This is a genomic window from Desulfitobacterium chlororespirans DSM 11544, assembly GCF_900143285.1.
In the GTDB taxonomy this organism is placed as follows: Bacteria; Bacillota; Desulfitobacteriia; order Desulfitobacteriales; family Desulfitobacteriaceae; genus Desulfitobacterium; species Desulfitobacterium chlororespirans.
The window spans coordinates 179,250-203,512 of record NZ_FRDN01000012.1 but is presented as its reverse complement, the minus strand read 5'-3'; the positions used below and the strand labels follow the sequence as shown (position 1 = coordinate 203,512).

Sequence of the window (24,263 nt, the reverse complement as noted above, 5' to 3'; positions counted from 1 at the left end):
ATTGAAAAAAGGAAAGCATAATTAACAATAGTCTTGATTAAATAGTCGTAGAACTTTCCTTACGCTGTAGTTTCCTATGAATTGTCCTGCGGTTGATTCCCAGACGTTCTGCAGCAGCACTGATATTTCCATTGACAGAGTCCAGCACACGTTCAATCATTTTTTGTTCAGCTAAGGCAAGTAATCCAAATTTATGCTCGTTCTCTTCTTCCAGTGTTTCGTTGATAACCTCTTCGGTGATCCTGCTTTGATAGGCTTCTTGTATTTTTACCGACAAATGCTCCGGCAGAAGGGTTGTTCCCCTGCCCAGCATGATAAAGGCATGTTCCATGGCATGCTCCAGCTCCCGCACATTCCCTCGCCATTTATAGGCTGTCAGGGCATTAATGAATCCTTGATCCATTGAGACAGAAAATTTGTCGTATTTTTTTTGTAATCTGCGGCTGAATTCTTCTGCCAACAAAAGAATGTCTTCCTTCCTCTCCCTTAAAGCGGGAAGATTAATCACAAAGGTACTGATGCGATAAAACAAATCCTCGCGAAATAGCCCTTCATCAGCCTGCATCAAGAGATCTGTTTTCGTCGCGGAGATTAAACGAATATCCACGGAAATCTCAGTTGTGCTTCCGACTTTTTGAACTTTGCCGGCGGAAAGCACTCTTAAGAGCTTGATTTGATCTTTCAACGGCATACTTTCAATCTCATCCAGGAACAAAGTGCCCCCGGAAGCTGCTTCGATCTTGCCAATCTTGCCATCCTTCAGAGCTCCCGTAAAGGAGCCTCCCTCATAGCCAAAAAGCTCACTTTCCACTAATTCTCCCGGAATGGCTCCGCAGTTTATGGCCACAAATGGACTGCCGGCACGATTACTCGCACTATGAATAGCTTGGGCAAACATTTCCTTCCCAGTTCCGCTTTCACCGTAAATCATCACCGGCACAAGGGTATCGGCAATTTTTTCGGCCGTATCCTTCGCTTTCTGGATGGAAGGGCTGCTTCCTTTAATCTGGTAAAATGTAAATAGGTCATTGTTTCTTTCAACTTTGCCCAGCTGTTTTCCCGATTCACTTTTTTCCACCAATTGAACCAGCTTCAACGTCTGGTTAGTAAAGTCATCTTTTATTTCATAAGAGCTTTGTTCGAGATCTGCCCCTCTGGATTTACTGATTTTTAACAAACGCTTCTTCAGGTCATGTTCAGGGTTTTTCTTTCCGTCTATCTCCAACAAGTCCGCTATTTTTTCATTATAAAATTTGATGATATTCTTTTCTGAAATTAAGGCAACTCCCTGAGGAAGACAATTGATGATTTGCCCTATTTGATTTTCATACCCAAGCATAATCGGTAAATACAGATTGTCATGTAGTTTAGCGATCTGAGAAATCAGATGATAGGCCTGAATACTAAATTCCGGCTTATGAGTAAGCAAACTCAAAGCCCCGATCACTTTATTTTGTTCATTATGAATGGGAGCTGATGCTCCGTGGAGTTCACCAAAAAAATGTTTAATGTAAGCCTGGCGATAATAGAAAGGCTGAAAAATAATGATAGGCTTATCCTCATGCAGGCAAACACAGGAACTGGTCGTTCCTCCTTTTTCTTCGGAACAATCCATAAAGGTCAGGGTGGATTTGCCCAAAAATTGACTGATTCCCTCTTTGGTCTGCAATTTAAATATATAGCCATTCAAATCAAAAATATTAAAAACATTTTTCAAAAAGAATTCATATTTTCTTACCATGGTCTGAAACAACTCTTTTTTCTGGGCACTATCCACGTCCCGATAATCCAAGGTATAAGGAGCGAGTCCATAGGCCCGGCATCTTTGCCAAGAATCGATAAACTCGCGTGGCACAACTGCTTTATCCACTTCTTTTCCTTCCAGAAAACGATTCCTTTCATAGCCTACCTTAGCAAAATACTGGGAGTTGATCTTACCGGACTGAATCATTTGTACAAAATCATTCATCTCCATAAATTTCCTCCTCCTTCACCTTATCCAGGACTATCATTTTGGGTCGACTAAGCAATGCGCCTCCCTGCAAAAGCATCACTATAGAATTCTATTATTTAAAATATGTGACAATTAGAACTATCACAAGCGCTATTGGACTTTTTTTCTCACTTAAATTCTAAAATCAAGGTCCTATTTTACCGTTCATTGCTTAGTGAAGCCTTGGGAAATCCCGGGTTCCCGTTCCTTTAACCCTATTGGCACAAATATTGCAGTCAATTAGTATGTAATACAAGTTTTATTCATCTTCACTCTTCAATCCTGAGCGTTAGAGCAAAGGAGGTGCTTCAATCATTGTGATTTAATTAACGAATGTATTCCTGATTTTAAAGATTCAAAGGAGGTAGGTTAAGATGACTCAGAAAGATAAAAAAGGTATTTCCAGAAGAGACTTTTTGCGCAATACCGGAATACTGGCAGGCAGCGCTGTCGTCGGTTCCACTCTTTTAGCCGGTTGCTCGACACCCACCAATACTGCCAATACTCCCGCTCCGTCCACTTCTGAACCGCAATGGGATTATGAAGCAGACGTTGTCGTCATCGGGGCCGGGGGAGCCGGCCTGCCCGCCGCTGTCAAAGCTCAGGCGGATGGAGCCTCGGTCATAGTCGTTGAAGCCAGTTTCGATATCGGCGGCCATTGTGCAGTCAGCGGCGGCAACCTGCACAGCGGGGCCGGCACAAGCGTACAGAAAAAGCATGGAATTGACGATAGTCCTGATCAATATTACATGGATCATACGACCGATCTTACCCACGTTTCCCGCTACAATGACCGTGATGTTGTTCGAGCGACCGCCAACACTATGCCTGAAGCTTTTGAATTTATTCTGGCTAATGGGGTCTTGGTTCTTGATACACCTCCTACCAAAGGTAAGAGCTATCTTGAAGGAGGCACCAGCCCGGAAAGCGTCCCCCGCGATCTCGTAACCGATGTCGAGACCGTGGGCTGGGTGAATTATCTAAGCAATACCGGCCCGAAAGATGGCCCCCTGAGACGGGGCATCGGCGTTGTCCGGCCTCTGGAAAAAACCTTACGGGAAAAAGGCGGCCAATTCTTAATGAGCTATCACATGGATAAAATTATCAGGGAAGGTGAACTTACAGGCCGTGCCATCGGAGTTGAATGCAGCTATAATCCCACCACTCTGCCAGGTGAAAGCTCACCTTTGAAAAACGCGTATCCCAACGGCAATATTGAAACCACCAAGGCAAACGTCAGAATTAAGGCCAGGAAGGGTATTATCATCGCTACCGGCGGACATACCAGTAATGTAAATTTCCGTACCATGTTCGACCCTCGTCTTACTATAGAATACGACGGCGTTGCCGGGGATCCCTTCTCTCTTCAGGATGCCAGCGGAGAAATTGCGGCGATGGCCATCGGCGCAGCCCTTGGAACTCTCGCCAATCAGTCCCGGGAGGTTGGTTCGGCCATTACTCAGCCGGCCTTTCTCGGCTGCCAATATGGCTATCGGAACTCCGCTGCGGCTACGCGTCCTACAAGCGTTATCTTTCCTCTGATCAGAGCAACAGGTATAGAATACCGCACCTTCGAGGATGCTATTCTGGTCAATGCGCTAGGCAAGCGGTTCTGGAATGAGGAGGGTGCCACCGACAATAGTTTTGATTATTTTGCAGCTGCGCTGGGAAGTGTTATTATCGATGGCTCTTCGCCCACGGATGCACGTCGTATCGGCGGACCTATCTGGGCCATCTTTGATTCAGAAGCTGTGGCCCGCCGCAAATTAACAGTTGAGCCTCCCTATGTCGATATTGATGACGGGCGTTTCTTTGTGGCCGACACCATCGAAGAGCTGGCCGGAAAAATTGTGAACAAGTATTACGAAGATATCAAAATGGACCCGAAGGTACTGGCGGATACCGTTGCCAGATACAACGGCTTTGTCGATGCTAAAAAAGATGATGACTACGGCAAAAAGGCTCTCGAGCACAAAATCGCCGCCGGTCCCTTCTATGCGGCCTGGGCTACTCCCTGCCTCCATGACACACTGACCGGCCTCAGAGTTAACGGCGATCAACAGGTCATCGATTTGTGGGGCCAACCCATTCCCGGTCTGTTCTGCGGTGGCGAAGCCTCTTCCGGACTATCGGTTCATGGACTCGGCCGCGTTATTACCCAAGGCTACATCGCCGGCAAAAGCGCAGCGAAAGGCTAGTTTATATACACCATATAGAGAATGCACATATCAGGTGCACAAAATAAGAAAGAAAGCCCGCGGCTTTCTTTCTTATTTTTAGAATTACTTAATTAGTCAAGACATCTCCAGATTGAACTCTGTTTTTAATAAAACCACCCATAGGAGTATGGGTAACCATAGGGCGGTGGCGGCGGATAACCATAAAACCCGGGATAGGGGTATCGATAAGATGTGCTTACAGCACCTAGTCCAAACCCCAACCCCAGGCCAACTCCAAACGGAATGATGCCAAAGGCCATTGTTATCGCCCCTTTCATAAGATTTAGAGTGTTAAAAAACTTCCCCTTCTATTTTATGGCATTTTCTGGTTTTGTTGCCTAAATAAAAGAGGGACGTGTCTGCACACTCCCTCATCAATGGACTATTAGGATAATCGGTCTCTGAGAATTTCGACGATTTCTTCAGCGCTCCGTCCCGAAGCATGAACCACAGGCACATGGAACTGGGCTTCCTCCGCTAATATATCAGTCCCATCCCCTTTGACAACAACTGCACTTACATTCCTTAATGGCTCCTCCTCTAAGGGCATCGTATGAAATCCCGCCGTATGTAATTCTTGAACGACATTGGTAAGGCCGTCTTCTACAGCAATCTTTTTGTACATCACATCAACCTCCTCACCATTATTCTACCTTGACTTCTGTAATCTATGCTGACGAAATTTGGCAGTTAGAATTCAAAAACATCCTGATATACTTCTTTATAGTCAGGAGAGATATGAGGCAAATTGATGCTGTACCGGGGAGTTTGATCGGCAAACACCACTTCTATACTGCATTTCACGATACCTTCGGCAGCGATCTTCCACTGTATTGTCCCTTGATGAGGCGGTGTCCGTTCCAGAAGCAGAGCATAGCTGCCATCGCGCTCCTTACCTTCCAGAGCAATCTTTTTGGGCAGCTTGGCAATAGGAACAAAATCATCCATCTCCTGAATTTTAAAGGGTTTTTTACTTTCCAGTTTTATTCTTACTAAATAGGGATCCCGTCCATATTTCATAGCCATTTTGAAGTTCAGGAGACGCTCGCCGGTGTCGGTGACAGAGACATTGGCCTGCAAGGGGGCTTTTTCAGAGGGTATCGGCAACTCAAGCACTTTTTTGTCTTCCCCAACCTTGGTCTCCTGGGAATCAAGCTCTTTAAGGAGATTCTTGGGGAGGGTGTCGGTACTGGATACTCTGAGTATAACCCCTTCCGATTCCGTCCAGACTTTTTGAACAGTGATCGGCTGAGGGTTGGCTCTACTGTAATTTGGGATCAAACCCGTCCCGAGAACACAGCCAACACTTACCAACAGAGCGGGAATAAGCAGCCGCTTGAGCATTTGCTCCCAAGGTCTTTTCCCTGTTTCAAGGATATATAAGGCCCCTAAAATAACTGGGATAAAGAGCAGTCCATAGAGGACGATAAACACTATTGGGTAATGATGAATGGTTTCATAAAAGCTGGACCATTGTTGAGAATTTAAGAGCTCCCAATGGGTCTTATAGATAAAATAAGGCCCCATAAACAATAAAATGATGCTTGGATAATAAAGGAATAGATTAAAACAAAGCAGCCAGAAAAGAAAGGGGAAGGCTAAATCAATTCGATAAAGTGCTAAAATAATCGTGAGAAGAGTTAAGACCAAGACACCAATCAACCAATAGAGTTTGCCTCCTTTAGGTCGGGGTAAGCTTCTTAACAGCCTCAAAGCGAGCAGCAGTGCACATACTACCAAGATAACCCTCAGGGTTAAAAATACTCCGGGATAGGCCTGCCATAGATAGATCCTGCCTTTGAGCAGCTGCCATAACTCTTCGCCGGCACCACTTAAGAAACTCACTAGAAAAGCGGCAACGGGAATACCTACGCCGACCAGCACATACTCCTTGAGATGTCCTTGCATGAAAGGTTCTTGTTCACGGAAACTTCGGGAAACAGAGAATACGGTAAAGAAAATGGTAAGGATAAAAAGTATCCTCAGCCCTAAAGTCGGTATGATCACGACGAAGGATCCCAGCTGGAACGGCAAATAATAGGAATCCCAGGTTTTCTGACCGCTCCCCGTCACTTCCACAGACTCGATAAGCTTAGGAATGAACTTGCCCATAGTATCCAGGCTTTGTAAAGTGACCCGCTCAATCCGATCCTCAGGCCGATGATAGTACCCCTCCGCGCGGCCGGCAATGCCCAGACCAAGAGCAGGTATGCTTTGATCCAGGAAAGGGCTGAAGTCGCTGGCCCCTCCTTGTGAACCTTCCCTGGTCATCACTGCAAAATCTCGGCTGATATGAAAAGGAATTTGTTCCTGACGGGCGAGCGTTACGACCTTATCCACCAATTCCGGGGGTGCTGATGTCTTTCCGGCGATATCAATCTCCAGGGGAGTGCCCACCATGTCCAAATTCAACATCCACTGGATCGCCGACAAATCGCTTTGAGCAGTAAAATACTGTGAACCTACCAAACCATTTTCTTCTGCTCCAAAAAATACGATTTGGTAGCTCTTCTGATGCTTTTCCTGGCCTAAGATACGCGCTATTTCCAACAGCACGCCCACCCCGGAAGCGTTATCAATCGCCCCTGGAGTTGAAACATCGGCGCTGTCATAATGAGCCCCCAGGAGAATGGTTTCCGGTGAGGCCCCTGGCAATTCGGCGATAATGTTCTGACTGTTGATCACTTGAATTTTATGCTCGGGCTGAAGAGGATTGGCATTACCCACAATCTTGCTGAAGGGCTGCTCCCGCACCTTCCATCCATATTGTTCCAGCATATAGTACAGATATTGAGCCGCTTTAGTTTCATTTGGACTTCCGGCCGGCCGGGGACCGATCTTTTCCGATAAATGCAGAATATGCTCATAAGCTTTATCTGCTGAGAAGTCTTTGGACACCTTCCCCGAGGCTGGGGCGCTATTGTAAGCCATAGGCGTCAGCGGCTGAGGTAAATTTAGTGAACAAAACACAAACAGGATTATGACCACTAAGAGAAACCCGTGTTTATTTTTTCTCATCAAGATCCTGCCCCTTTACATTTCTGTGCTTGTGAATGTCTATGTAAAAAGATAAAAATCTATGCCAACCAGATTTTTGGAACAGGACTCTTTATGTTATAATAGAAGAAAAGTCCGGAGCCAATGAAATAATGTGTACATAGGAGTCGAAGAGCTTATGAGGAAACGGTTTCTCCCGCTTATTCTAATTCTTTGCCTTTTCCTTACAGGATGCTCATTAGATATAAAGAGCCTGTTTGTAAAAGATGAAGAGGTCCCCCTATCCAACCTTTCTGCTGAAGCCCTGTATTTTGACGGTAAGACCGCACGGGAAAAAACTAAAGAGCTGATCACCTCAGCCCAAAAATCCATCTATGTAGAGCAAAAGATCTTTTCCGATCCGGAACTCAAGGCCTTGATCATCCAAAAAGCTGCCAGCGGTATCGAAATAAGAATATTGCTTGACCAGTTTGAAACTCCCAATAAAACCACTCTCAATGAATTTAAAAGCAACAATATCTCCGTACAGTATTACCCTGCTCAAAAAGGACAGACCAATGAAGCTAAATTCCTGATCGTGGATTTAAGAGAGGCTATGGTCTATTCTTTCCCATGGACTGAGAAAGGATTTAATTCTCATAATCTAGCCGTTCATTTATCTGAGCGTTCCGCCTGGAAACTGGCCAGCACCGTATTTAATCGGGATTGGATTTTTACAACAACCCTATCCTTGGATATCCCCAAAACCACTGAATTAACTGAAGATAATATCTCCGTTCTAGCCAATACCAATATAAAACAGAAACTTCTTGACCAAATTCAAAAGAGCACTACGAATATTTGGATCATTGTTTCCCATGTGACCGATTCAGATATTCTCCAAGCCTTGATCGATGCCGCGGCCAAAGGAGTGGACATTAAACTCATCGTGGACTCCGGTATTATGCCGAAGAGTTACCAGAATGATATCGAAAGTCTCCAAGCTGCCGGTGTTCAGATTCGGTATTATGATTCGTCCGCCCATCCTCCCCTTGAGATTAATTTAGGGATTTTCGATCGCCAGACGTTTACCTTAAGTAGTTCCGGATGGGGGTATAAGGCCTTTGTGATGAATCATGAAGTCGCCATTGCGGCTCCCTCTCCCGCGGCCAGCCAAGAGCTCATCGTGAAATTTGACCAGGACTGGTTGAATAGCTCACCCACGCCTCCCGGGCAGGAGCCGGGCTGAAAAAACTCACTCATGATCCTCGCCATGAAAATTCACAGATATATACGGCTTCCTCAAAAATTGAGGGAGCCGCACCTTTTTCCAGGAGAAATTACTAGAAAAAACGGTTTGAATTTACCTCTTGATCTCGTCATAATTATAGCTAAAGAGAGTTATACATAGAGTGTTCACGCTTCAATACCCATGTTACCAGCCTGGAAGAACTGTAGAAATCTATGCGGTTACTAGAAATAATTCTTATCAAGGGGTAGCTGGGGCAAGTACTGTTTCAACAAACCCTGAGTTGCAGAAGTTTGTTGATGCTCCTGTACATATCACGCAAGAAGGCTTCGATAGTCTATCTCTTGAAGACCGTAAGCTATACGCCAAGATTTTGTTAAGATATATGAATGTAAATGCAAAGGAGCTTGGACTTTTAACAGACAGTGATGGAATCAAGTTCGAATTGACAGAAATACCAGGATATTGGCTCGTAATGCCAGAAACGCTTGCAGGAAGTGCAGCGTATTATTGGCCCAAAGACAACCATTGGGGACCGGAACCGTTTTCACCAGATACTCCAAAAAATAGTATTATGAAATGAAACAAAAAATACGACCCTCCCCCTAACCATTGGGGGCGAGGGTCGTATTTTTATTTTTATAAACTCTTTTATAATGCTCCATCAAAACTACAAGTTCTTCAGCGGCCACAGATTACTCCGGCTATTTTTTTGAGGTAAAACCGCTGGCCGACTTAATATCATCATCCAAATGGGTGTGATCGGCAAGCAAAATGGGATGGATACGGCCGTCTTCATAAAACTCAAAAATATTCACAGCCGTATTATGTTGCCAGGGAACATCGTTCCATTGCTCCACCGGAATCCCCAGAGCTTTCTTAACAATGAGCTGCAGGGTCATCCCATGGGTGACGACACAGAGAGTTTCACCGTCATGAAGCCGGGGCAGCTCCTGAACAAACTGCCAAGCCCGTTCACTGACCTCCCACATGCTCTCTGCTCCAGGAATCTGTACCTGATGGGGTCCGGTGTCCCACAGGGTAAAGAGCTCTGGATAACGCTGCCGTAAATCCCACCAATTCCTGCCTTCCCATTCTCCAAAAGATAATTCCCGCAAGGCCGGATCGAGGAGAATTTCTTCTATGCCAACAGCCTTCCGTATTTCATCGGCCGTGGCATGGGCACGTGGTAAGTCGCTGGAATAAATACGGGTGATCCCTTCTTTGCGCAAACGCTGCCCCACCTTGCGAGCCTGGAGAATCCCCTTTTCTGTAAGCGGAGAATCCATTGCTCCTTGCACGCGCCCTTCAATATTCCAAAGGGTTTCGCCATGTCGGGTAAAGATTAGTTTGACCATTTTGCCCCCCTATGATTTTTATTTATGAATTTTTTAATTAAAGTCGAAAAGACTATTATGACATCATCAGCAAAAAATAAAACAATGGTAGGGAAATTCCCTACCATCCCCGCCTTGCCGTAAAACTCCAGGTTTCTGACCCTGCTCTCGCAGGTGGGCACCTAGACGAACGCTTCCACCTTCCCCTACAAGTGGGGCCTGGTGTACTGAGCTCATCATATCAGTTCCCTTGTCATAAATAGGATCAAAACCAAGATATTCTACGAACAACGCAGGATTCACATTTATTATATCACTAATGTTTCAAAAAACATCATGAAAGAGTTGGAAATTTATCTTTTATACAGCTTGTCTTCAATTTCTGCCATACGATCCTGAAGCAGTGCGATCGTCATTTCCTGCGCTCTTAATCTACGGCGCAGACCATCGATAAGATGTTCCAGTTCCTGTATTCTTGACTCACTCGCCAGGGCAGAAAAACCACTGCCCGAATCGCTGGCTGGAGCAGGAGAGAAATCCCGGGTAGACTCATACATTGGTGCGGAGGGTTCTGGTGCTCCAGGTAATGCCTCAGCCGTTTCAGCTTCCACTTGCAATAGCTTGAACAGTCCATAGCGAGTATTGCGACCTGGTTTTACCCCAAGCCAGCCTTCCTCAGTTAAAGCCTCAATGGCCCGTTTCATGGTGCTGCTCGCCGCTCCGGTCTCCCGTTGAATTTCCGAAAAGGAGATTTCAAATTCTTTTCCATCATTTCTTTTGGACTGTTTTTCAAAAAACTCCTTAAATCTTTGGTTGGTTTTGTCTCTTAAGGCCAAGAAACCATCTCCCCTGCCTGATAATACCGATAATTCTTATCTTATTATAACCCCTTTTCTAGAAAAATCCAATTATATCAGTAGATTATTTATTCTTTTTCACAATTAGGTCCTATTTTATTCCTTCGCATACTCTATCCAGTTAGCGCATAGATTCTATTAGTCGAAGGAGGTATGAGATATGCCCAAATCCTTTCACTTCGGGTTAGTTTTCAAAGGCATTGCGCTTGCAGCCGGGATTGCCCTGTTGATTTCCTTAATTCTTGGTTTAGTACTCACCTTAACCCCGCTTCAAGAATCGTCCCTGGTCTATAACATCATTCTGGGCACGAGCGTGTTTTTGGCAGCGGCCATCACAACCTATCGTGCCGGTATGAAGGGATTGTTTTACGGCATTGGTATCGGAGCCGGCTTTATACTGCTGTTGCTCCTCTTATTCACTGTCTTAAGTCCTGACACACCCTCCTGGCTGAATTTTGGTGAGAAGTCCATCATCATCCTGGCAGCCGGCGCAGCAGGCGGAATCATCGGAGTGGTAGCCCGGGGATAGAATTCCTCTTTGTGAACAGTCTTTTTTGAGAATTACGATAATTGACTTTCAAATCCCTCCTTTTAGCGTTAGAATAAAAGTAAGACTAACAAAAGCAATAGGGAGGGAATTTTTATGTGCGTAGAAAAAACCCCTTGGGAACTTGTCATAGACTTTCATGGGCATACTTGTCCAGATATAGCTCTTGGTTATCGGATCGCCCAGTTGGCGCAAAGGGAGATGGGAATGCGCCCCGCTCCTGACTCGGAATGCCTTGTCAAAGCCTATACCCAGTCCTGTGCCTTGGATGCCATACAGGTCTTGAATAAAGCCACCATTGGACGGCATGCTCTGATCATCGAGGAGACTCACCGTTATATGTATCAATTCCATTTTACAGGCACCCAGGACATTCATCAATTTACTGTTTTTCCAGCTGTTCTTGACCATCTGGAGACATTGCGGAATCCTGATTTAAGCCCCCGTGAAAGACAGAATAAGGTCTTGGAAGGGGTACAATACGTGCTTACCATAGAGGAATCAGCTTTTTGCCATTATGACAAAGTCCCGGGGCAACTCAGTAAAATTGTTTAAGTAAAATAACTTAAGTGAAAATAGCTTAAGGAAAGAGGCTGCTGCTTAACGAACTTTACCGTTCATTTTGCAACAGCCTCTTCGCTTTCCTTGCGTTTAACGAGCATTCAGCTTGGAATAAAACTTATCATGCTTCGATGCATCAGGTAGATTAGCGAGACGGGGTTCTTTGCCTTGCGGCTTTTTCACTTGTTCATAGTAACTTGAATGTCTTGATTTACTGGTCCATTTGTCAGAAAGTAAGAAAATGATGAGAGCAGCCAGAGCAACTAAGCCCATAATCCATTGAAATAACATAAATGACACCTCCATTATCATTTTATGGTCTAACGTCAGAATGTCAAGAGTAGAAAATCAACCATTCACCGAAAATTACAGACCGTTGAAGGTTTTTTTACTGACAATAGCCTGGCAGTTAGTTATACTAAGTTCAAACACTCCTCTACCCTTTTCCACCCGGGCAATAGCCCCTTCCCCCATCAGAAAAGATGAGGGGTTTTTTTTGTGCTTTTTTATTGTTTATAGGGCACTTGCAACTTGTTCCCAATGAATCTCGATCCGATCCCCCGGTATAAGAGGAGTAGTAAACTCGGCTTCCTGATTATTTCTTTTTAGGGATAAGCGAGCGTTAGAGGGAATATCCTGGGAAATACTAACATAGGGCAATAATTCTGATAGTAAAGGCATGGTATCATACCCCTCGACGCTGAGTTCCATACCATCACCTACTTTTTCCTGATCGGAGAGAACCCGGCCCCGAGAGAGTATACGGAAAATTTGCGGAGGGTATTCAACCTCTTGCCCATTAACGTAAAACACCATGGGAGTGGGTTTGAGCTGCAAATCCTTGATATAGACTTCTTTGACCAGGATAACAAGATCATCTCCATCCCTGATCATGCGCTCAAGAGCAACTTTTTGCTGATTAATGTAAAACTCTTTATGAATGGGGATAACCCTTTCTTCCCCATTTATTTTATACCGAATCTCAGATAAATTATACTGTTTATCATTTAAAAAATGCAGCAGATCCTTAAGGGTTTGATTTTGAAACACGGTGATCTTTGCCCCATCCGGAACCTCCCCGTCCCTTGTCACAGGATGACCGTTGCAAAAGATTTGGGCGGTAAACCCCACGGATTCGCCATTCACTTTGATCTTCTTTTCCGGAATGGCCGGAACCAAGTCGGCAAAGGTTGCCTGAGCATTCTCCCCATCCTGTGCCGGTATGAATTGAATTTTATCGCCTGGTTTTAATTCATGGTCTAATTTCACTTCTTCCCCGTTCAGGAAAAACTGAGCAGGTTTACTGAATTGCCCCTTGCTGACTTTAATCTCTCCATTCAGCTCAACAGTTAAGGCTGACCCCGGTCTGCCCACAAGGAGCCTCGGCGTAATTCCTGCCGCCAGCAAAGCATCGGATACTGTAGCTAATTGCAACTCAAAGATCTGCACCGTGAGATCATTGACATGAACGGAAAAATACTGCAGTCCTTCCCCTTCGATCGTGGAAATGCCAATCCCTATCGGGGTAATGGCATCCGGCCCTTTGAGGGATTTTTCACCCGATACCCCTTGGATTCGCTCGCGAACCTGAACCCCTACCCTGTTTCTGGGCAGTTCAAGAAGATCAGATAAAGCCTCCACCAATAATGGTGTCTGACTTCCCCCGCCGATCAGAATAATGGCGTGAGGATTTCCTTGGTTCAAGCGCAGAATTTCATCTGCCAGCTTCTGGGCCAGTTCAAGGACGACCAGTTGAATTTGCTCCAGAACCTCTTCCTTGCTGACCGTCGTTTTCATGCCCAGAAAATCCGTAAAGGTCACTTTAGTCTTGGTGTTTAAACTGCGTTTGATTTTTTCCCCCGTTTGAAAGTCCACTAAAAAATGCTGGCAAATTCTCTCCGTAATTTCATCCCCAGCCATGGGCACCATGCCATAGGCAAAAAAGGAACCGGACTTGGTTAAGGCTATATCTGAAGTTCCCGCACCTACATCCACCAGGGCCAGGTTCATACGCCGCATATCCGGCGGTATAGCTGCTCTTCCGGCCGCGATAGGCTCCAAAGTCAGCTCCCGCATTTCCAACCCCACTTTGGAAATCACTCGGGTTAAACCATCGATCACCGTTCGCGGCAAGAAAGTGGCGATCACCTTAACCTGAGCCTCTTTCCCTCTTTGCCCGCTGAGACTGGAGAGATTCTGACCTTCCAGGAGGGATTCAATGGTGCTGTATCCAACGCAATGGTAGGGGATGATCTCGTCTTCAGCTTGGATCTCCCGCAATGCTTGTTGAACAGCTTCCATCTCCAAAGCAAAAATATCTTCTCGTTCCCAAATCATCGGGATAAGTTCAGACTTCTGGGCAGAGGCCACAGCCGTCTTTAAAGCCCGGCCGGCTGCTGCCACTGAAACATAGTGCAATTTGCCCTTAATCTTCTCTTCAAGTTCCTCCTTGACCCGTTGCACCGCTTGAGCGACTTCTTCTATGTCATGAATCTGCCCGTCGTACATGGCCCGCTGACGATGCTCTGTTTGGGCCCTGGCTATAATATGATAACCCCCGGGAGCTTTTTCCATAATGAGCCCCATTACCAAACGTGTTCCTATATCCAATGCAAATACTTGTTCCACGTTGATCACCTCAAAGGCAAGAATTCTACCTGCACTTCCTGATTTCCTTTATAGACCGATGATTTCTTTTGCTCAGATAGCCAATTGATTGGCCAGGTCATAGAGAACTTTGTTGAAGGGTTTGCGCTCACCATAAGCCACCTCCAAAGGCAGGGACCGGATTTCCTGGTTGACATAGGCTGTCATCCGATCGGTTTCCCCGGCGCAGAGTATCTCCACTGCTTTCCCGCCCATTTGCGAGGCCAGGACCACATCGAGGGCACTTGGATTGCCTCCCCTTTGGATATGGCCTAAGATGGTGACCCGGGTCTCGAAGCCGGTCCTCTGACGGAGTTCTTCCCCCAGATTCCAAGCACTTGTAGCCCCTTCTGCCACCATAATAATACTGTGATGTTTGCCCCGTTGGTGGCCGCGTTCCAATTTCGCAACAATATCATCCAGATCCGGTTCGATTTCCGGCACAAGGATGGATTCCGCACCACAGGCTACCCCGGATTGCAAAGCGATGTTGCCGCAATCCCGTCCCATGACTTCCACTAAAAAGGTTCGATCATGGGATGTTGCCGTATCCCGGATTTTACTGACCGCTTGAACCACATTATTGACGGCAGTGTCAAATCCGATAGTTAAATCCGTTCCGGTAATATCGTTATCAATGGTGCCCGGTATACCAACGATGGCTATTCCTTGAGCAGACAAGGTCTGTGCTCCCCGAAAAGAACCGTCTCCCCCGATCACAATCAGCGCATCTATGCCGCGATAACGCAATTGGGCCGCGGCGTTTTTTTGTCCCTCCGGGGTGAGCATCTCCTGGGAACGTGCGGTCATGAGCATGGTGCCGCCCCTATGAATGATATCCGCTACCGCTCCCAGATGCATGGTTATGAACTCCCCATGAATCAGGCCTTCATACCCCTTGCGAATCCCAAAAACCTCAAGTCCATGATAAATTCCCTTGCGAACCACTGCCCGAATGGCCGCATTCATTCCCGGAGCATCCCCCCCGCTGGTGAGAACAGCGATCTTCCTGACGGTATTGGTCATCGTTCTTCCTCCTCATCTTTCCGTTTTTCATCGTCCGGGGAATTAAAATACTTTACTAATGACTCAAGCATTTCCCTTAGCTCAGGGTTCTTTTGGATAGCTTCCTGAAACTGCTGATAAGATTTCATGATACTGCTATGGGATTTATTCAAGGAAGCGCCGATTTCCGGATAAGAAAGCCGGCTGAGGCTGCGTATCCCGTAAATTGCTAATTGTCGGGCTTGCCGAACCTCCGGCGTTCGAGTGGTGCTATAAATAGCTGCCGCGGCAACCCCGGTTAGCTCAGCCGCTTTCTGAATAATATTTTGTGGAGAAGGGCGGAGCCCCTCTTGGTATCTGCGTTCCTGGAGATAAAGCAATAAAGCGCCATGGTCGAGGGCACTGTCTGTCCGATTGGCAAATTGGAGGAAGCCGTTCATAAGGCTTTGGGCTTGTGGAAAATTAGCGGCCTCCTCAGCCATTAATTCTAAAACCAAATCCTCTACAATTAAGAATTTGCCATAAGCCAGCTGCCGAAGGTAATTCAGCATATCCTCCGGAGTAGGCTGCAAAACAGGAACAACCAGGCCTCCCCGCAAACGTGAGCTGAGCTTCTCACCAAGAAACCCCAACTGGGAGGGTTCCCCGCGGAAACCACAGATAATACGGCCATTCCTTTGAAAAAGGGCTTCATAAGTATGATAGAATTCTTCAATGCTGCGGGTCTTTCCTTTTAACACTTCTATATGATCTATGATCAACACCGTAGGGGTACGGAGCCGCAGGCGAAATTGCGATAGGGTTCCTTCCTGTGCCGAAAAAGCATAATTCTTGACAAAGTCTTGGGCGTCTATATAAAGGATAGTCTTTTTCTCCTTTAGCCGTTGGCAGCATTTCAAAAGAAGGGTTGATTTCCCGACCCCTCCAGGCCCGTAAATCAATGTGGAAAAAAAGGCATCATCAGGCTCATAGGCCTTAAAGGTCTTTTCTGCCATCCGATTAAATTCTGATGAGAGCCACATCTTTTTCTCCTCCTTTTCTTCTGCATCACCGCGGCAAGAACATTTTGCAGAAGGAAAAAGAGGGGGTATTCCCTCTCCTTTTCCATGTCATGCTTATGTAGTTCTCTTTAAATAAATTCCACCGTAACTTTCTTCATTTGCTGGTCTTCTACAGGTTTATCCCGATAGTCCCGCTTGACATTGGCAATGCGATCCACTTCCTCAATGCCCTCAATGATCCGACCAAAGGAAGCATATTGACCATCTAAGTGAGGTGAGTCAGCGTGCATAAGGAAAAACTGGGACCCGGCTGAATTGGGATTGGCTGTACGCGCCATAGAAATAACTCCACGCTCATGTTTTAGATTATTGGGAAAGCCATTGGCTGTAAATTCCCCATTAATGCTATAACCGCATCCACCCATACCAGTGCCCTGAGGATCTCCTCCCTGAATCATAAAGCCAGGAATAACCCGATGGAAGATGATTCCGTCATAAAAGCCTTTTTCCACTAAGGAAACAAAATTCTTCACTGTTTCCGGTGCAACATCAGGGTACAGCTCAATTTTAATGGTGCTGCCGCTTTCCATTTCAATAGTTACCACCGGTTTTTTGTCATTTAAATCGTGTTCACTCACTGCGCATCCTCCTAAAAAAATCACTTCCTTCCTGATTATAACCATTTTTCGCCTCATTTACCACTTCTACATTTTCCTTAAAGGATAATTTGACATCCCCTGTATTTTCAAGTACACTTTCTTATTGAAATACTATATCAATAAGGAGGAACCTATGCGTTCGTTCGTTCATTATTCCCATTGGCTAAAACTATTCCTGATAGCTTCCCTTGCCTTCTTTGCAACAGGATGCTCGGCTGAAAAGCCTGTCAGCACTATGAATCAGAAGGTTGTCATTACCAGCATTTCCCCCCTGGCCGATCTGATCAAAAATGTAGGCGGAGAGAGTATCCAAGTGATCAGTTTGGTTCCGACCGGGAGCGATCCCCATACTTATGAACCTACGCCCGAGGCGGTACGCCAGGTGACTGGAGCTAAGCTCTTCTTCGCCAATGGTGTCGGTCAGGAGGCCTATCTGGAAAAGCTCATCACTAATTCTCAGAATAAAGATCTGCGCACGGTGATTTTGGCCGATGGATTAAACATACTGGGCATTAAAGACCATCATGATGAGCATGAAAGCGATCATGAGGAAGAGGGTGCTCACGACGAAGATGAAATCCATAGGGAAGGTGATGGCCATGACCATTCCCAAGGGAACCCTCACCTTTGGCTGGATGTAAAAAATGCTCAACATTATGTTGAGCATATTCGTGATGCCTTAATTGAGACCTATCCTCAGGATCAGGAGAGCTTTAAAGCCAATGCCGAAAACTATCTGCGGGAACTGGAAGCTCTGGATCAGTGGATACAGGAACAAATTCTTACGATCCCCCAAGAGAATCGAAATTTGATCGTCTACCATGATGCCTGGGTCTATTATACAGAGCGATACGGACTCACCGTCCTGCGACCGGTGGTTCACGGAGATGAGTCTGAACCTTCGGCAAAGGATTATGCTCAGCTCATCGAATTGATTAAAGAGCATCAGGTCAAGGCTATCTTTGGTGAAGTGGGTTTCAATACCAAGCTTGTTCTGCAACTGGCCCAAGAAACCGGGATTAAGGTCGTGGAAGATCTGTATAATGATACCCTTGGCGTTACGCCGGAAACCGACAGCTATATCGAGATCATGAAGCACAACACCACAGCCATTGTCACAGCGCTTAAGTAAACTTCACCTAAGTCACCCCACATCAGGAAGAAGGTTTTACAATGTCGGCCGTTGAGTTTGATTCGTTCTACTATTCACTTCCCCAACTGGATATTTTATGGGATATCAATCTGCGTATTTCCAGCGGGTCCTGCGTCGGCATCATCGGCCCCAATGGCTCTGGAAAGTCCACCTTGATTAAAAGCATTGTCGGTCTGAATCAGGGCACCAAAGGAAGCGTTAAGGTCTTTGGACAGCCCCCGACTCGGGAATGGCGGCGCAAAATGCAGTTAGGCTATGTCCCCCAGCTGAAAACCATGGATAAAGATTTTCCGATTTCGGTCTATGAGGTGGTTCTGTTAGGCCGGACCGGACGGTTAGGTTGGTTTAACCGTCCCCGAGCCGAGGATCATCATCTGGTGGAGCAGGCCTTAAGCAAAGTTAATATGTTGAATCTGAAGGATCGCCCGATTGGGCAGCTTTCCGGAGGCCAGCAGCAAAGAGTTCTGATCGCCCGGGCCCTGGCCACGGAATCCCGTCTGTTGCTATTGGACGAGCCGGCCACAGGGTTAGATATCCCTTCTCAGCAAAGCATTTTTCGCCTGATTGAGGACCTCCACGGCGATGGCATAACCATCCTTACCACCACCCATGATTTAGGGGCGTTGGAGTATCATCATTTTGATTTGATAATTTGCCTCAATCAAACGGTTATCGCTTTTGGTCCTCCTCAGGAGGTTTTGGTCCCGCATATTCTGGAGCGCACTTTCATGGGAAGTCAGCTGGGAGGGAATATTCCATATGCATCTACTTATTGAGCCTTTGCAATATGCTTTCATGCAGCGGGCCCTCATCGGCACCATTGCTGTGGCAGTGCTTACGGCAGTCGTCGGAACCTTTGTAATCTTAAGACGTCTGGCCTTTATCGGCGAGGGCTTAGCACATGGTTCTTTAGCGGGGTTAGCCATCGGCTATCTCCTAGGCTGGAATTTATACATTGCCGGCAATATTTATACCATAGGTCTTGCCTTATTTATTGGTGCGCTCCATGAGAAAGCCAAAGTCAGCTTGGATACAGCCATTGGCATTCTCTTTTCCACTTCCATGGCTTTAGGGGTAGCATTAATCAGCTCTTTTAAATTCTATTCAAGCAATTTAACCGGCTATCTTTTCGGTTCGGTACTATCCATCGGTTCTTTTGACTTGATGATCATTGTTGGCTCAACATGTCTGATTCTTGCCATTCTTACGGTATTCTACAAAGAGTTCGTTTATTATGCCTTTGATCCGGAAATGGCCGAAGTGACTGGGTTGCCCCGTGCGCGCCTGCATTATGCCATGTTGGCCATGATCGCTGTGACCGTAGTGGTGGCCTCTCAAACCGTTGGCATTATTCTTGTCACCGCACTGCTGACCATTCCTGCCGCGTCGGCTTTTCAGTGGACTCATTCCCTGAAAAAATTAGTGCTGCTCTCTGTCTTTTTTGGATTAATCAGCGCCATCCTCGGCCTTTATCTCTCCTATTATTTAAATGTGGCTTCCGGAGCCAGTATCGCTCTGACAGCAGCTGTAATCTTTTTGCTGAGCTTTCTCTGTTCGCCCAAACGAGTCAGTCTGGGCCGCAGTTTTGGTCGTGTAAAGACCTCTGAGAAAGGGTGAACAAAAAAATGGAATACAATGAGATCATCCAACTCATTCAAGAAAAGGGCTATCGCCTTACTGACCCGCGTAAAAAAGTTATCAGCACCTTAACCAGCCATTCTGAATTTTTAGGTGCTTACGATATTCATAACCTTCTTCAGCAGGAAAACGTTCCTATTGGTGTCGCCTCCATCTATCGCGTGCTGAGCTTGCTCAAAAGCTTAGGTCTGCTGAGATCTGAAGAATTCAGTGCCGGCGGTGAAAAATATCGTCTGGAAAGCTTGACATCTCATCATCATCATTCTCACCAGTTAATCTGTTCCCAATGCGGTCGTACTGAAGAATGGATAGGAGAATGCCCCATCTCCAACATCGCCGGGAAGCTTGAGCAAGACAGTGGGTATCAAATCGAGGAGCATTGGCTCAGATTTTTTGGAGTATGTCCGTTTTGCCGCAAAGAATAGAACCCTTTTATCGCCTTTTGCGGCCCTTGCGCTTAAAAAAGAAATAGCCTATACCTGCCAGGATGAGCACACCGATCACTAGATCCAGGCGGTGGAATAATGGCTTAAGTGAGTTCCAGTTAGCGCCCAGCTTTTCTCCGACGATGATTAAGAACATACACCAGGGCAGTGCCCCCAGTACTGTATAGATAGCCATTTTCACGGCACTCATTTTTGCTATACCGGCAGGCAGGGATATGAAGGTTCGTATCACGGGCAGCAGACGTCCCACTAAGACAGTAATTTCCCCATGCCGGCTGAATAAACGCTCAGTCCACTGCAATTCCTTTTCCTTGATAAAAAAATAATGTCCATAACGCTGAATAAAAGGCCGGCCTCCCCGGACACCTACATAATAGGCGATGAGACCGCCAAAAAGATTGCCTAGTGTGGCCGCTAAAGTAGCCGTCCAAAAGTCAAAGTGTCCTATGTACACCATATACCCCGTAAAGGGAAGGATAATTTCACTGGGCAGAGGGATACAGGCGCTTTCGATGGCCATGGCCAGAAAGACTCCAAAGTAGCCCAGGCTGGAGATCAATTCGACGACGAACTCTCCCAGTGCGGTCAGCAATTGTTCTAACAAGGGGGTTCCTCCTTTCTCCGTAGGTAGAGCTTTCTTTAGGGTCATGCCTCTAAAGCGGTTTTGTGCAAAAGTCCTGGGGAGTTTCTCCAGGATTTTGCTTTACAGCGGTCGCTCCATAAGCTGTGCGGACAAAACTACCGCTCAAATCCCTCCGCTCCGAAAGGTCCACCTGCGCCGCTAAGTCGGTCTCTGTGGCGTGGCGGCTTGGGCGAAACCCTCGCCCGGGTTTCGTGGCTAAATCGGCTCCTCGAAAGCACTGCTTTCGCACTTGTTCTCATAGCCGGTTGGAAACGTCCTGTTTCCAACCTTTCTCCGCTGCGGGCTTTTCGCGAAGTTTTGTTTCCGCTCGCTTAAATTCGCTCTCTTCCGTAAAGCAAAATCCTTGGGCTGCTTTGCAGGTGTTTGCATGCAGGCTTTGCGGGATGAGTCGCGACCCAAGCTATTTTTTCCGTCTTGCCGACGCCGCTGGGGGCGGCAGGGTCGGCGGCTTGGGGAATGGCTCTGGGGGGACCCCCGGAAATGCTCATAAGATTCCCAAGAGCTGTGCTAAAGGGAGGCCCGCAAGCAGTAGCTTTACGTACGAACGCGGACGGATTTAGCGGAGGGGCGGTCAGGTCAACTAGGCTTTCTTAACGTAGCGGAGCCACGGTTCACATCAGGTATTACCCTGAGGTTTGGCGGGAGCTGTTAAGAGAGCAAGTTGACCAGCTCCGGAGCTATGGAGTACGCGTTGTGCGTAAAGCTACGCGACCCGAACCAAGACCTTTTACCCCTCTGCTACAGATGCCCCAGATGCAAGCGGCCTCACACCCTTTCCTCCTTCTGCCTATCCTGAACTTTTGCCATGCTCTTCCGGGAAATACCGCTGTTCGTGCATTCGAAAAGAATCTTTTTGCCATCCACCACAGTTTCCAGATAAACACCTTTACCCCACAATGTCTGCAGCAGCTGCAAAGTTCTTTCCAGATAAACAATGTCCAAGTCGAGTCCCTCATGCCCATGAACAAGATAGAGCCCGCCTTTTCCCTCGTAATCCCCATCCATGACTAAAATACGGGGATGGCCGCCATGGACCAGCTGCTTAACCAGGTTATCGCGCACCTTCTCCCATGCGGTATCCATGACTTGCCAGTGGGCACCTACCTTACGATAATTAAAGAGGTTGAGTTCCTCAACCAATTCTTGATTGAGATAATTGCGCACAAAGGAAATGTCATTCTCCATCTCTCGTATCTCAAACAAGGTTTCCCAGTCATGATGCTCAGCAAGATGTTCCCATATCTTAACGCCTAAGTAATAGGGATTGAGCTGCAGCTTTGAAGGCTGTACAACTTGACTGTGCATTACGGCAAAGTCTACCGCCTCGGCGTCAGTGAGGTCCAGTTCTCTCATAATTCGGGAATGCCAAAAGGTGGCCCACCCTTCATTAATGATTTTTGTTTCAATCTGCGGATAAAAGTATAGGGATTCCTCACGGATCATACTCAGAATATCCCGCTGCCAATCTTCCAGACTTGAAGAATGAGTCATCAAATAAAGCAGCAGGTCTTCCTCCGGTAATTTTTCCTCAACTTCATCATCAGTTTCTCTATCCCAAAGGTCTGCATATTCAGTTAGGTGGACGGAAGTTTTCTTTTCCGCTCCGCCTTTTTTGTTGGAATTTTCGGCGGAGCCTTTTTGGGGCCCTAAATGGGCTCTGTAATCCACATGCTCTTGAATGGCTAATACCGCATCTAACGTTTGTTCCACCTTATCCCGGCCATGCTCCAGTTCGTAGTCCCGCATGCGCCGGGCATGAGCTTCCATGCGCAGCACCATGTCCTGAGGGGTTCGTCGGAAATAGCGGTTATGCTTAAAAAAATCCACATGAGCATAGACATGGCCTATGACCAGCTTATTCTGGATCAAGCGATTCCCTTCCAACAGAAACGCATAAGATGGGTTCGAGTTGATGACGAGTTCGTAGATCCGGGTGAGATTCAAATCATACTGCATTTTCATACGATAGAAAGCCTTGCCAAAGCTCCAATGTGTGAAACGCACCGGCATCCCATAAGCCCCAAAAGAATAAATCGCTTCAGCCGGGCAGACCTCAAAATGCACTGGGTAAAAGTCAAGCCCCAGGCCTCTGGCCACATTGGCAATTTCTTGAGCATAATAGCTGAGTTCTGTCACCTCATAGTCCATAGACACCTCTCCTGATCTTTTTCATCCTCTGCCGGCGCCAGCACGGCTATGAAAATACCGTTTTCAGCGCTTCATAAACCTCTTGGCGATCGCGAATCGTGACAAAGCGGAGCTTGGGATCCGTAATACGCTTTAGAGAGGACATGAGCGTGCTGGAGTAGTGGGTTCTGAGAATCTCGCCATAGCCAACTACCTGACTCACGTCCACAAGCTTTTGCATCAGATTCAAGGACCGGGTGTTGTCTGAGCCAATATTATCGCCATCAGTAAAATGAACCGGATAAATATTATAGTGGGCAGGAGGATAATCCCGCCGGATGATTTCTAAAGCCAGTTGATAGACAGAGGAACAACGAGTTCCACCGCTTTCTCCCCGGGTAAAAAACTCCTCTTCCGTGACTTCTTTCGCTTCAGTGTGATGGGCCAAAAAGCGCATTTCCACATTTTCGTACTTTTCCCTTAAGAAACGCACCATCCAGAAAAAGAAAGTTCGCGATATATATTTTTCAAACTGGCCCATGGACCCTGAGGTATCCATCATAGCCAGGATAACAGCATTGGTTTCATAGTTAGGATGGGTTTCCCAGGTCTTAAAGCGCAAATCCTCAGGAAGAATTTTAAGGTCTTGATCCTTGCCGGCCAGGGCCTGCCTTTTGATGCTTTCGATAAGAGTGCGTTTTTTATCAATATTTGCCATCAGGCCTTTCTTGCGAATATCTTTAAATTCCGGTTTATCATGAGCAATCAAGGGGCGCTTTTTATCATCCAAATTGGGAAGCTGCAATTCCTCAAAAAGAAGTGTCGCCAGATCCTCATAGGTGACTTCAGCCTCATAAATATCGATGCCCGGCTCATCTCCGGCACCCGGACCTTTACCGGCCCCTTGTTTACGCTGGCTTTCCCGGGCCAGGATATCACCATTTTGCATTCTTTTGTTTCCCTGGCCTGTGTGTTTTTTCTTGTTGTAATCAAAGCGAAATCGGAATTCTTCTAAGGAACGCATCGGGATTTTAGTAGCCTTTTTGCCATCACTGAGGATGATACTTTCATCAACGATTAAATCCCCAAGCTGCTTTTTGATCGCTTCCTGAACTTTCTCTTTGTGCCGGTTTTGATCCAGATAACCTTTGCGATGTAAGCCCCAGTCCTCCCGGCTGACAATAATATCATCACTCATGGCTCATC

22 protein-coding genes and 1 other RNA gene are annotated in these 24,263 nt (G+C 46.5%); 9 read left to right on the top strand and 14 right to left on the bottom strand.

Features of this window, described 5'->3' with window-relative positions; translation table 11 throughout:
- Positions 1–37: 37 nt before the first annotated feature.
- Positions 38–1,975, bottom strand: a complete 1,938-nt coding sequence (locus tag BUA14_RS19250; protein ID WP_072774074.1) for a sigma-54 interaction domain-containing protein — start codon at positions 1,973–1,975, stop codon at positions 38–40.
- A gap of 392 nt (positions 1,976–2,367) precedes the next feature.
- Here BUA14_RS19250 and BUA14_RS19245 point away from each other — a divergent pair, with 392 nt between their 5' ends.
- The gene (locus tag BUA14_RS19245) at positions 2,368–4,191 is read left to right on the top strand and encodes an FAD-dependent oxidoreductase (RefSeq protein WP_072774073.1); all 1,824 of its coding nucleotides are present in this window, start codon (positions 2,368–2,370) and stop codon (positions 4,189–4,191) included.
- Between the two features lie 406 nt (positions 4,192–4,597).
- Here BUA14_RS19245 and BUA14_RS19240 read toward each other — a convergent pair whose 3' ends face one another.
- Together BUA14_RS19240 and BUA14_RS19235 are read right to left on the bottom strand one after the other, a co-directional pair.
- Positions 4,598–4,837 (bottom strand): YkuS family protein, encoded by a 240-nt coding sequence (locus BUA14_RS19240; protein WP_178371748.1) that lies wholly within the window; start codon positions 4,835–4,837, stop codon positions 4,598–4,600.
- A 65-nt stretch (positions 4,838–4,902) separates the two neighbouring features.
- Positions 4,903–7,230, bottom strand: coding sequence for a M28 family metallopeptidase (locus tag BUA14_RS19235; RefSeq protein ID WP_072774071.1), 2,328 nt, complete (start codon positions 7,228–7,230; stop codon positions 4,903–4,905).
- A gap of 157 nt (positions 7,231–7,387) precedes the next feature.
- On the opposite strand from BUA14_RS19235, the gene BUA14_RS19230 reads away from it, so the two are divergent.
- The gene (locus tag BUA14_RS19230; protein ID WP_242954693.1) at positions 7,388–8,437 is read left to right on the top strand and encodes a phospholipase D-like domain-containing protein; all 1,050 of its coding nucleotides are present in this window, start codon (positions 7,388–7,390) and stop codon (positions 8,435–8,437) included.
- Between the two features lie 163 nt (positions 8,438–8,600).
- Positions 8,601–9,020: a hypothetical protein gene (locus BUA14_RS19225; RefSeq protein ID WP_242954692.1), complete on the top strand. Its 420-nt coding sequence runs from the start codon at positions 8,601–8,603 to the stop codon at positions 9,018–9,020.
- A gap of 121 nt (positions 9,021–9,141) precedes the next feature.
- On the opposite strand, the gene BUA14_RS19220 is transcribed toward BUA14_RS19225, so the two are convergent.
- The 3 genes from BUA14_RS19220 to BUA14_RS19210 form a co-directional block, all read right to left on the bottom strand.
- Entirely contained in the window at positions 9,142–9,795 is a 654-nt protein-coding gene (locus BUA14_RS19220; RefSeq protein ID WP_072774069.1) for a histidine phosphatase family protein, read from the bottom strand.
- A gap of 102 nt (positions 9,796–9,897) precedes the next feature.
- A non-coding RNA gene (gene ssrS / locus BUA14_RS19215) (6S RNA) lies at positions 9,898–10,076 on the bottom strand.
- Positions 10,077–10,127: 51 nt separating this feature from the next.
- Positions 10,128–10,610 carry an IclR family transcriptional regulator gene (locus BUA14_RS19210; RefSeq protein ID WP_072774068.1) on the bottom strand — a complete coding sequence of 161 codons (483 nt, stop codon included), beginning with the start codon at positions 10,608–10,610 and terminating at the stop codon, positions 10,128–10,130.
- Between the two features lie 181 nt (positions 10,611–10,791).
- On the opposite strand from BUA14_RS19210, the gene BUA14_RS19205 reads away from it, so the two are divergent.
- Positions 10,792–11,160, top strand: a complete 369-nt coding sequence (locus BUA14_RS19205; protein ID WP_072774067.1) for a TIGR04086 family membrane protein — start codon at positions 10,792–10,794, stop codon at positions 11,158–11,160.
- Positions 11,161–11,274: 114 nt separating this feature from the next.
- Complete coding sequence (locus BUA14_RS19200; RefSeq protein ID WP_072774066.1) at positions 11,275–11,733, top strand: formylmethanofuran dehydrogenase subunit E family protein; 459 nt, start codon at positions 11,275–11,277, stop codon at positions 11,731–11,733.
- Positions 11,734–11,829: 96 nt separating this feature from the next.
- Here BUA14_RS19200 and BUA14_RS19195 read toward each other — a convergent pair whose 3' ends face one another.
- From BUA14_RS19195 to BUA14_RS19175, 5 genes are all read right to left on the bottom strand, one after another.
- Positions 11,830–12,030, bottom strand: a complete 201-nt coding sequence (locus BUA14_RS19195) for a hypothetical protein (protein WP_072774065.1) — start codon at positions 12,028–12,030, stop codon at positions 11,830–11,832.
- Between the two features lie 222 nt (positions 12,031–12,252).
- Positions 12,253–14,367 (bottom strand): cell division FtsA domain-containing protein, encoded by a 2,115-nt coding sequence (locus BUA14_RS19190; RefSeq protein ID WP_072774064.1) that lies wholly within the window; start codon positions 14,365–14,367, stop codon positions 12,253–12,255.
- A 72-nt stretch (positions 14,368–14,439) separates the two neighbouring features.
- Complete coding sequence (gene pfkA, locus BUA14_RS19185; RefSeq protein ID WP_072774063.1) at positions 14,440–15,411, bottom strand: 6-phosphofructokinase; 972 nt, start codon at positions 15,409–15,411, stop codon at positions 14,440–14,442.
- A complete protein-coding gene (locus BUA14_RS19180; RefSeq protein WP_072774062.1) occupies positions 15,408–16,412 on the bottom strand; it encodes a DnaA/Hda family protein in 1,005 nt (334 codons plus the stop codon). Before BUA14_RS19180 ends, pfkA begins: the two co-directional genes overlap by 4 nt.
- A gap of 107 nt (positions 16,413–16,519) precedes the next feature.
- A complete protein-coding gene (locus tag BUA14_RS19175; protein ID WP_015944327.1) occupies positions 16,520–17,029 on the bottom strand; it encodes a peptidylprolyl isomerase in 510 nt (169 codons plus the stop codon).
- Between the two features lie 154 nt (positions 17,030–17,183).
- Between BUA14_RS19175 and BUA14_RS19170 the strand changes: the two genes are divergently transcribed.
- Genes BUA14_RS19170 through BUA14_RS19155 form a run of 4 tightly spaced genes read left to right on the top strand, consistent with a single transcriptional unit; the run spans position 17,184 to position 20,266 of the window.
- On the top strand, positions 17,184–18,182 hold the full coding sequence (locus tag BUA14_RS19170) for a metal ABC transporter substrate-binding protein (RefSeq protein ID WP_072774061.1): 999 nt from the start codon (positions 17,184–17,186) through the stop codon (positions 18,180–18,182).
- 41 nt (positions 18,183–18,223) lie between these two features.
- Positions 18,224–18,979: a metal ABC transporter ATP-binding protein gene (locus BUA14_RS19165; protein ID WP_072774060.1), complete on the top strand. Its 756-nt coding sequence runs from the start codon at positions 18,224–18,226 to the stop codon at positions 18,977–18,979.
- The gene (locus BUA14_RS19160) at positions 18,963–19,820 is read left to right on the top strand and encodes a metal ABC transporter permease (RefSeq protein ID WP_072774059.1); all 858 of its coding nucleotides are present in this window, start codon (positions 18,963–18,965) and stop codon (positions 19,818–19,820) included. The genes BUA14_RS19165 and BUA14_RS19160 overlap by 17 nt, the downstream gene beginning before the upstream one ends.
- Positions 19,821–19,828: 8 nt before the next feature.
- Positions 19,829–20,266 (top strand): Fur family transcriptional regulator, encoded by a 438-nt coding sequence (locus tag BUA14_RS19155; protein WP_072774058.1) that lies wholly within the window; start codon positions 19,829–19,831, stop codon positions 20,264–20,266.
- Positions 20,267–20,273: 7 nt separating this feature from the next.
- Here the strand turns inward: BUA14_RS19155 and BUA14_RS19150 are convergent, their stop codons facing one another.
- The 3 genes from BUA14_RS19150 to yhbH form a co-directional block, all read right to left on the bottom strand.
- A complete protein-coding gene (locus BUA14_RS19150; protein WP_072774057.1) occupies positions 20,274–20,891 on the bottom strand; it encodes a DedA family protein in 618 nt (205 codons plus the stop codon).
- A gap of 804 nt (positions 20,892–21,695) precedes the next feature.
- Complete coding sequence (locus BUA14_RS19140; protein ID WP_072774056.1) at positions 21,696–23,078, bottom strand: SpoVR family protein; 1,383 nt, start codon at positions 23,076–23,078, stop codon at positions 21,696–21,698.
- 46 nt (positions 23,079–23,124) lie between these two features.
- Entirely contained in the window at positions 23,125–24,255 is a 1,131-nt protein-coding gene (gene yhbH / locus BUA14_RS19135) for a sporulation protein YhbH (protein ID WP_072774055.1), read from the bottom strand.
- Positions 24,256–24,263: the final 8 nt, after the last annotated feature.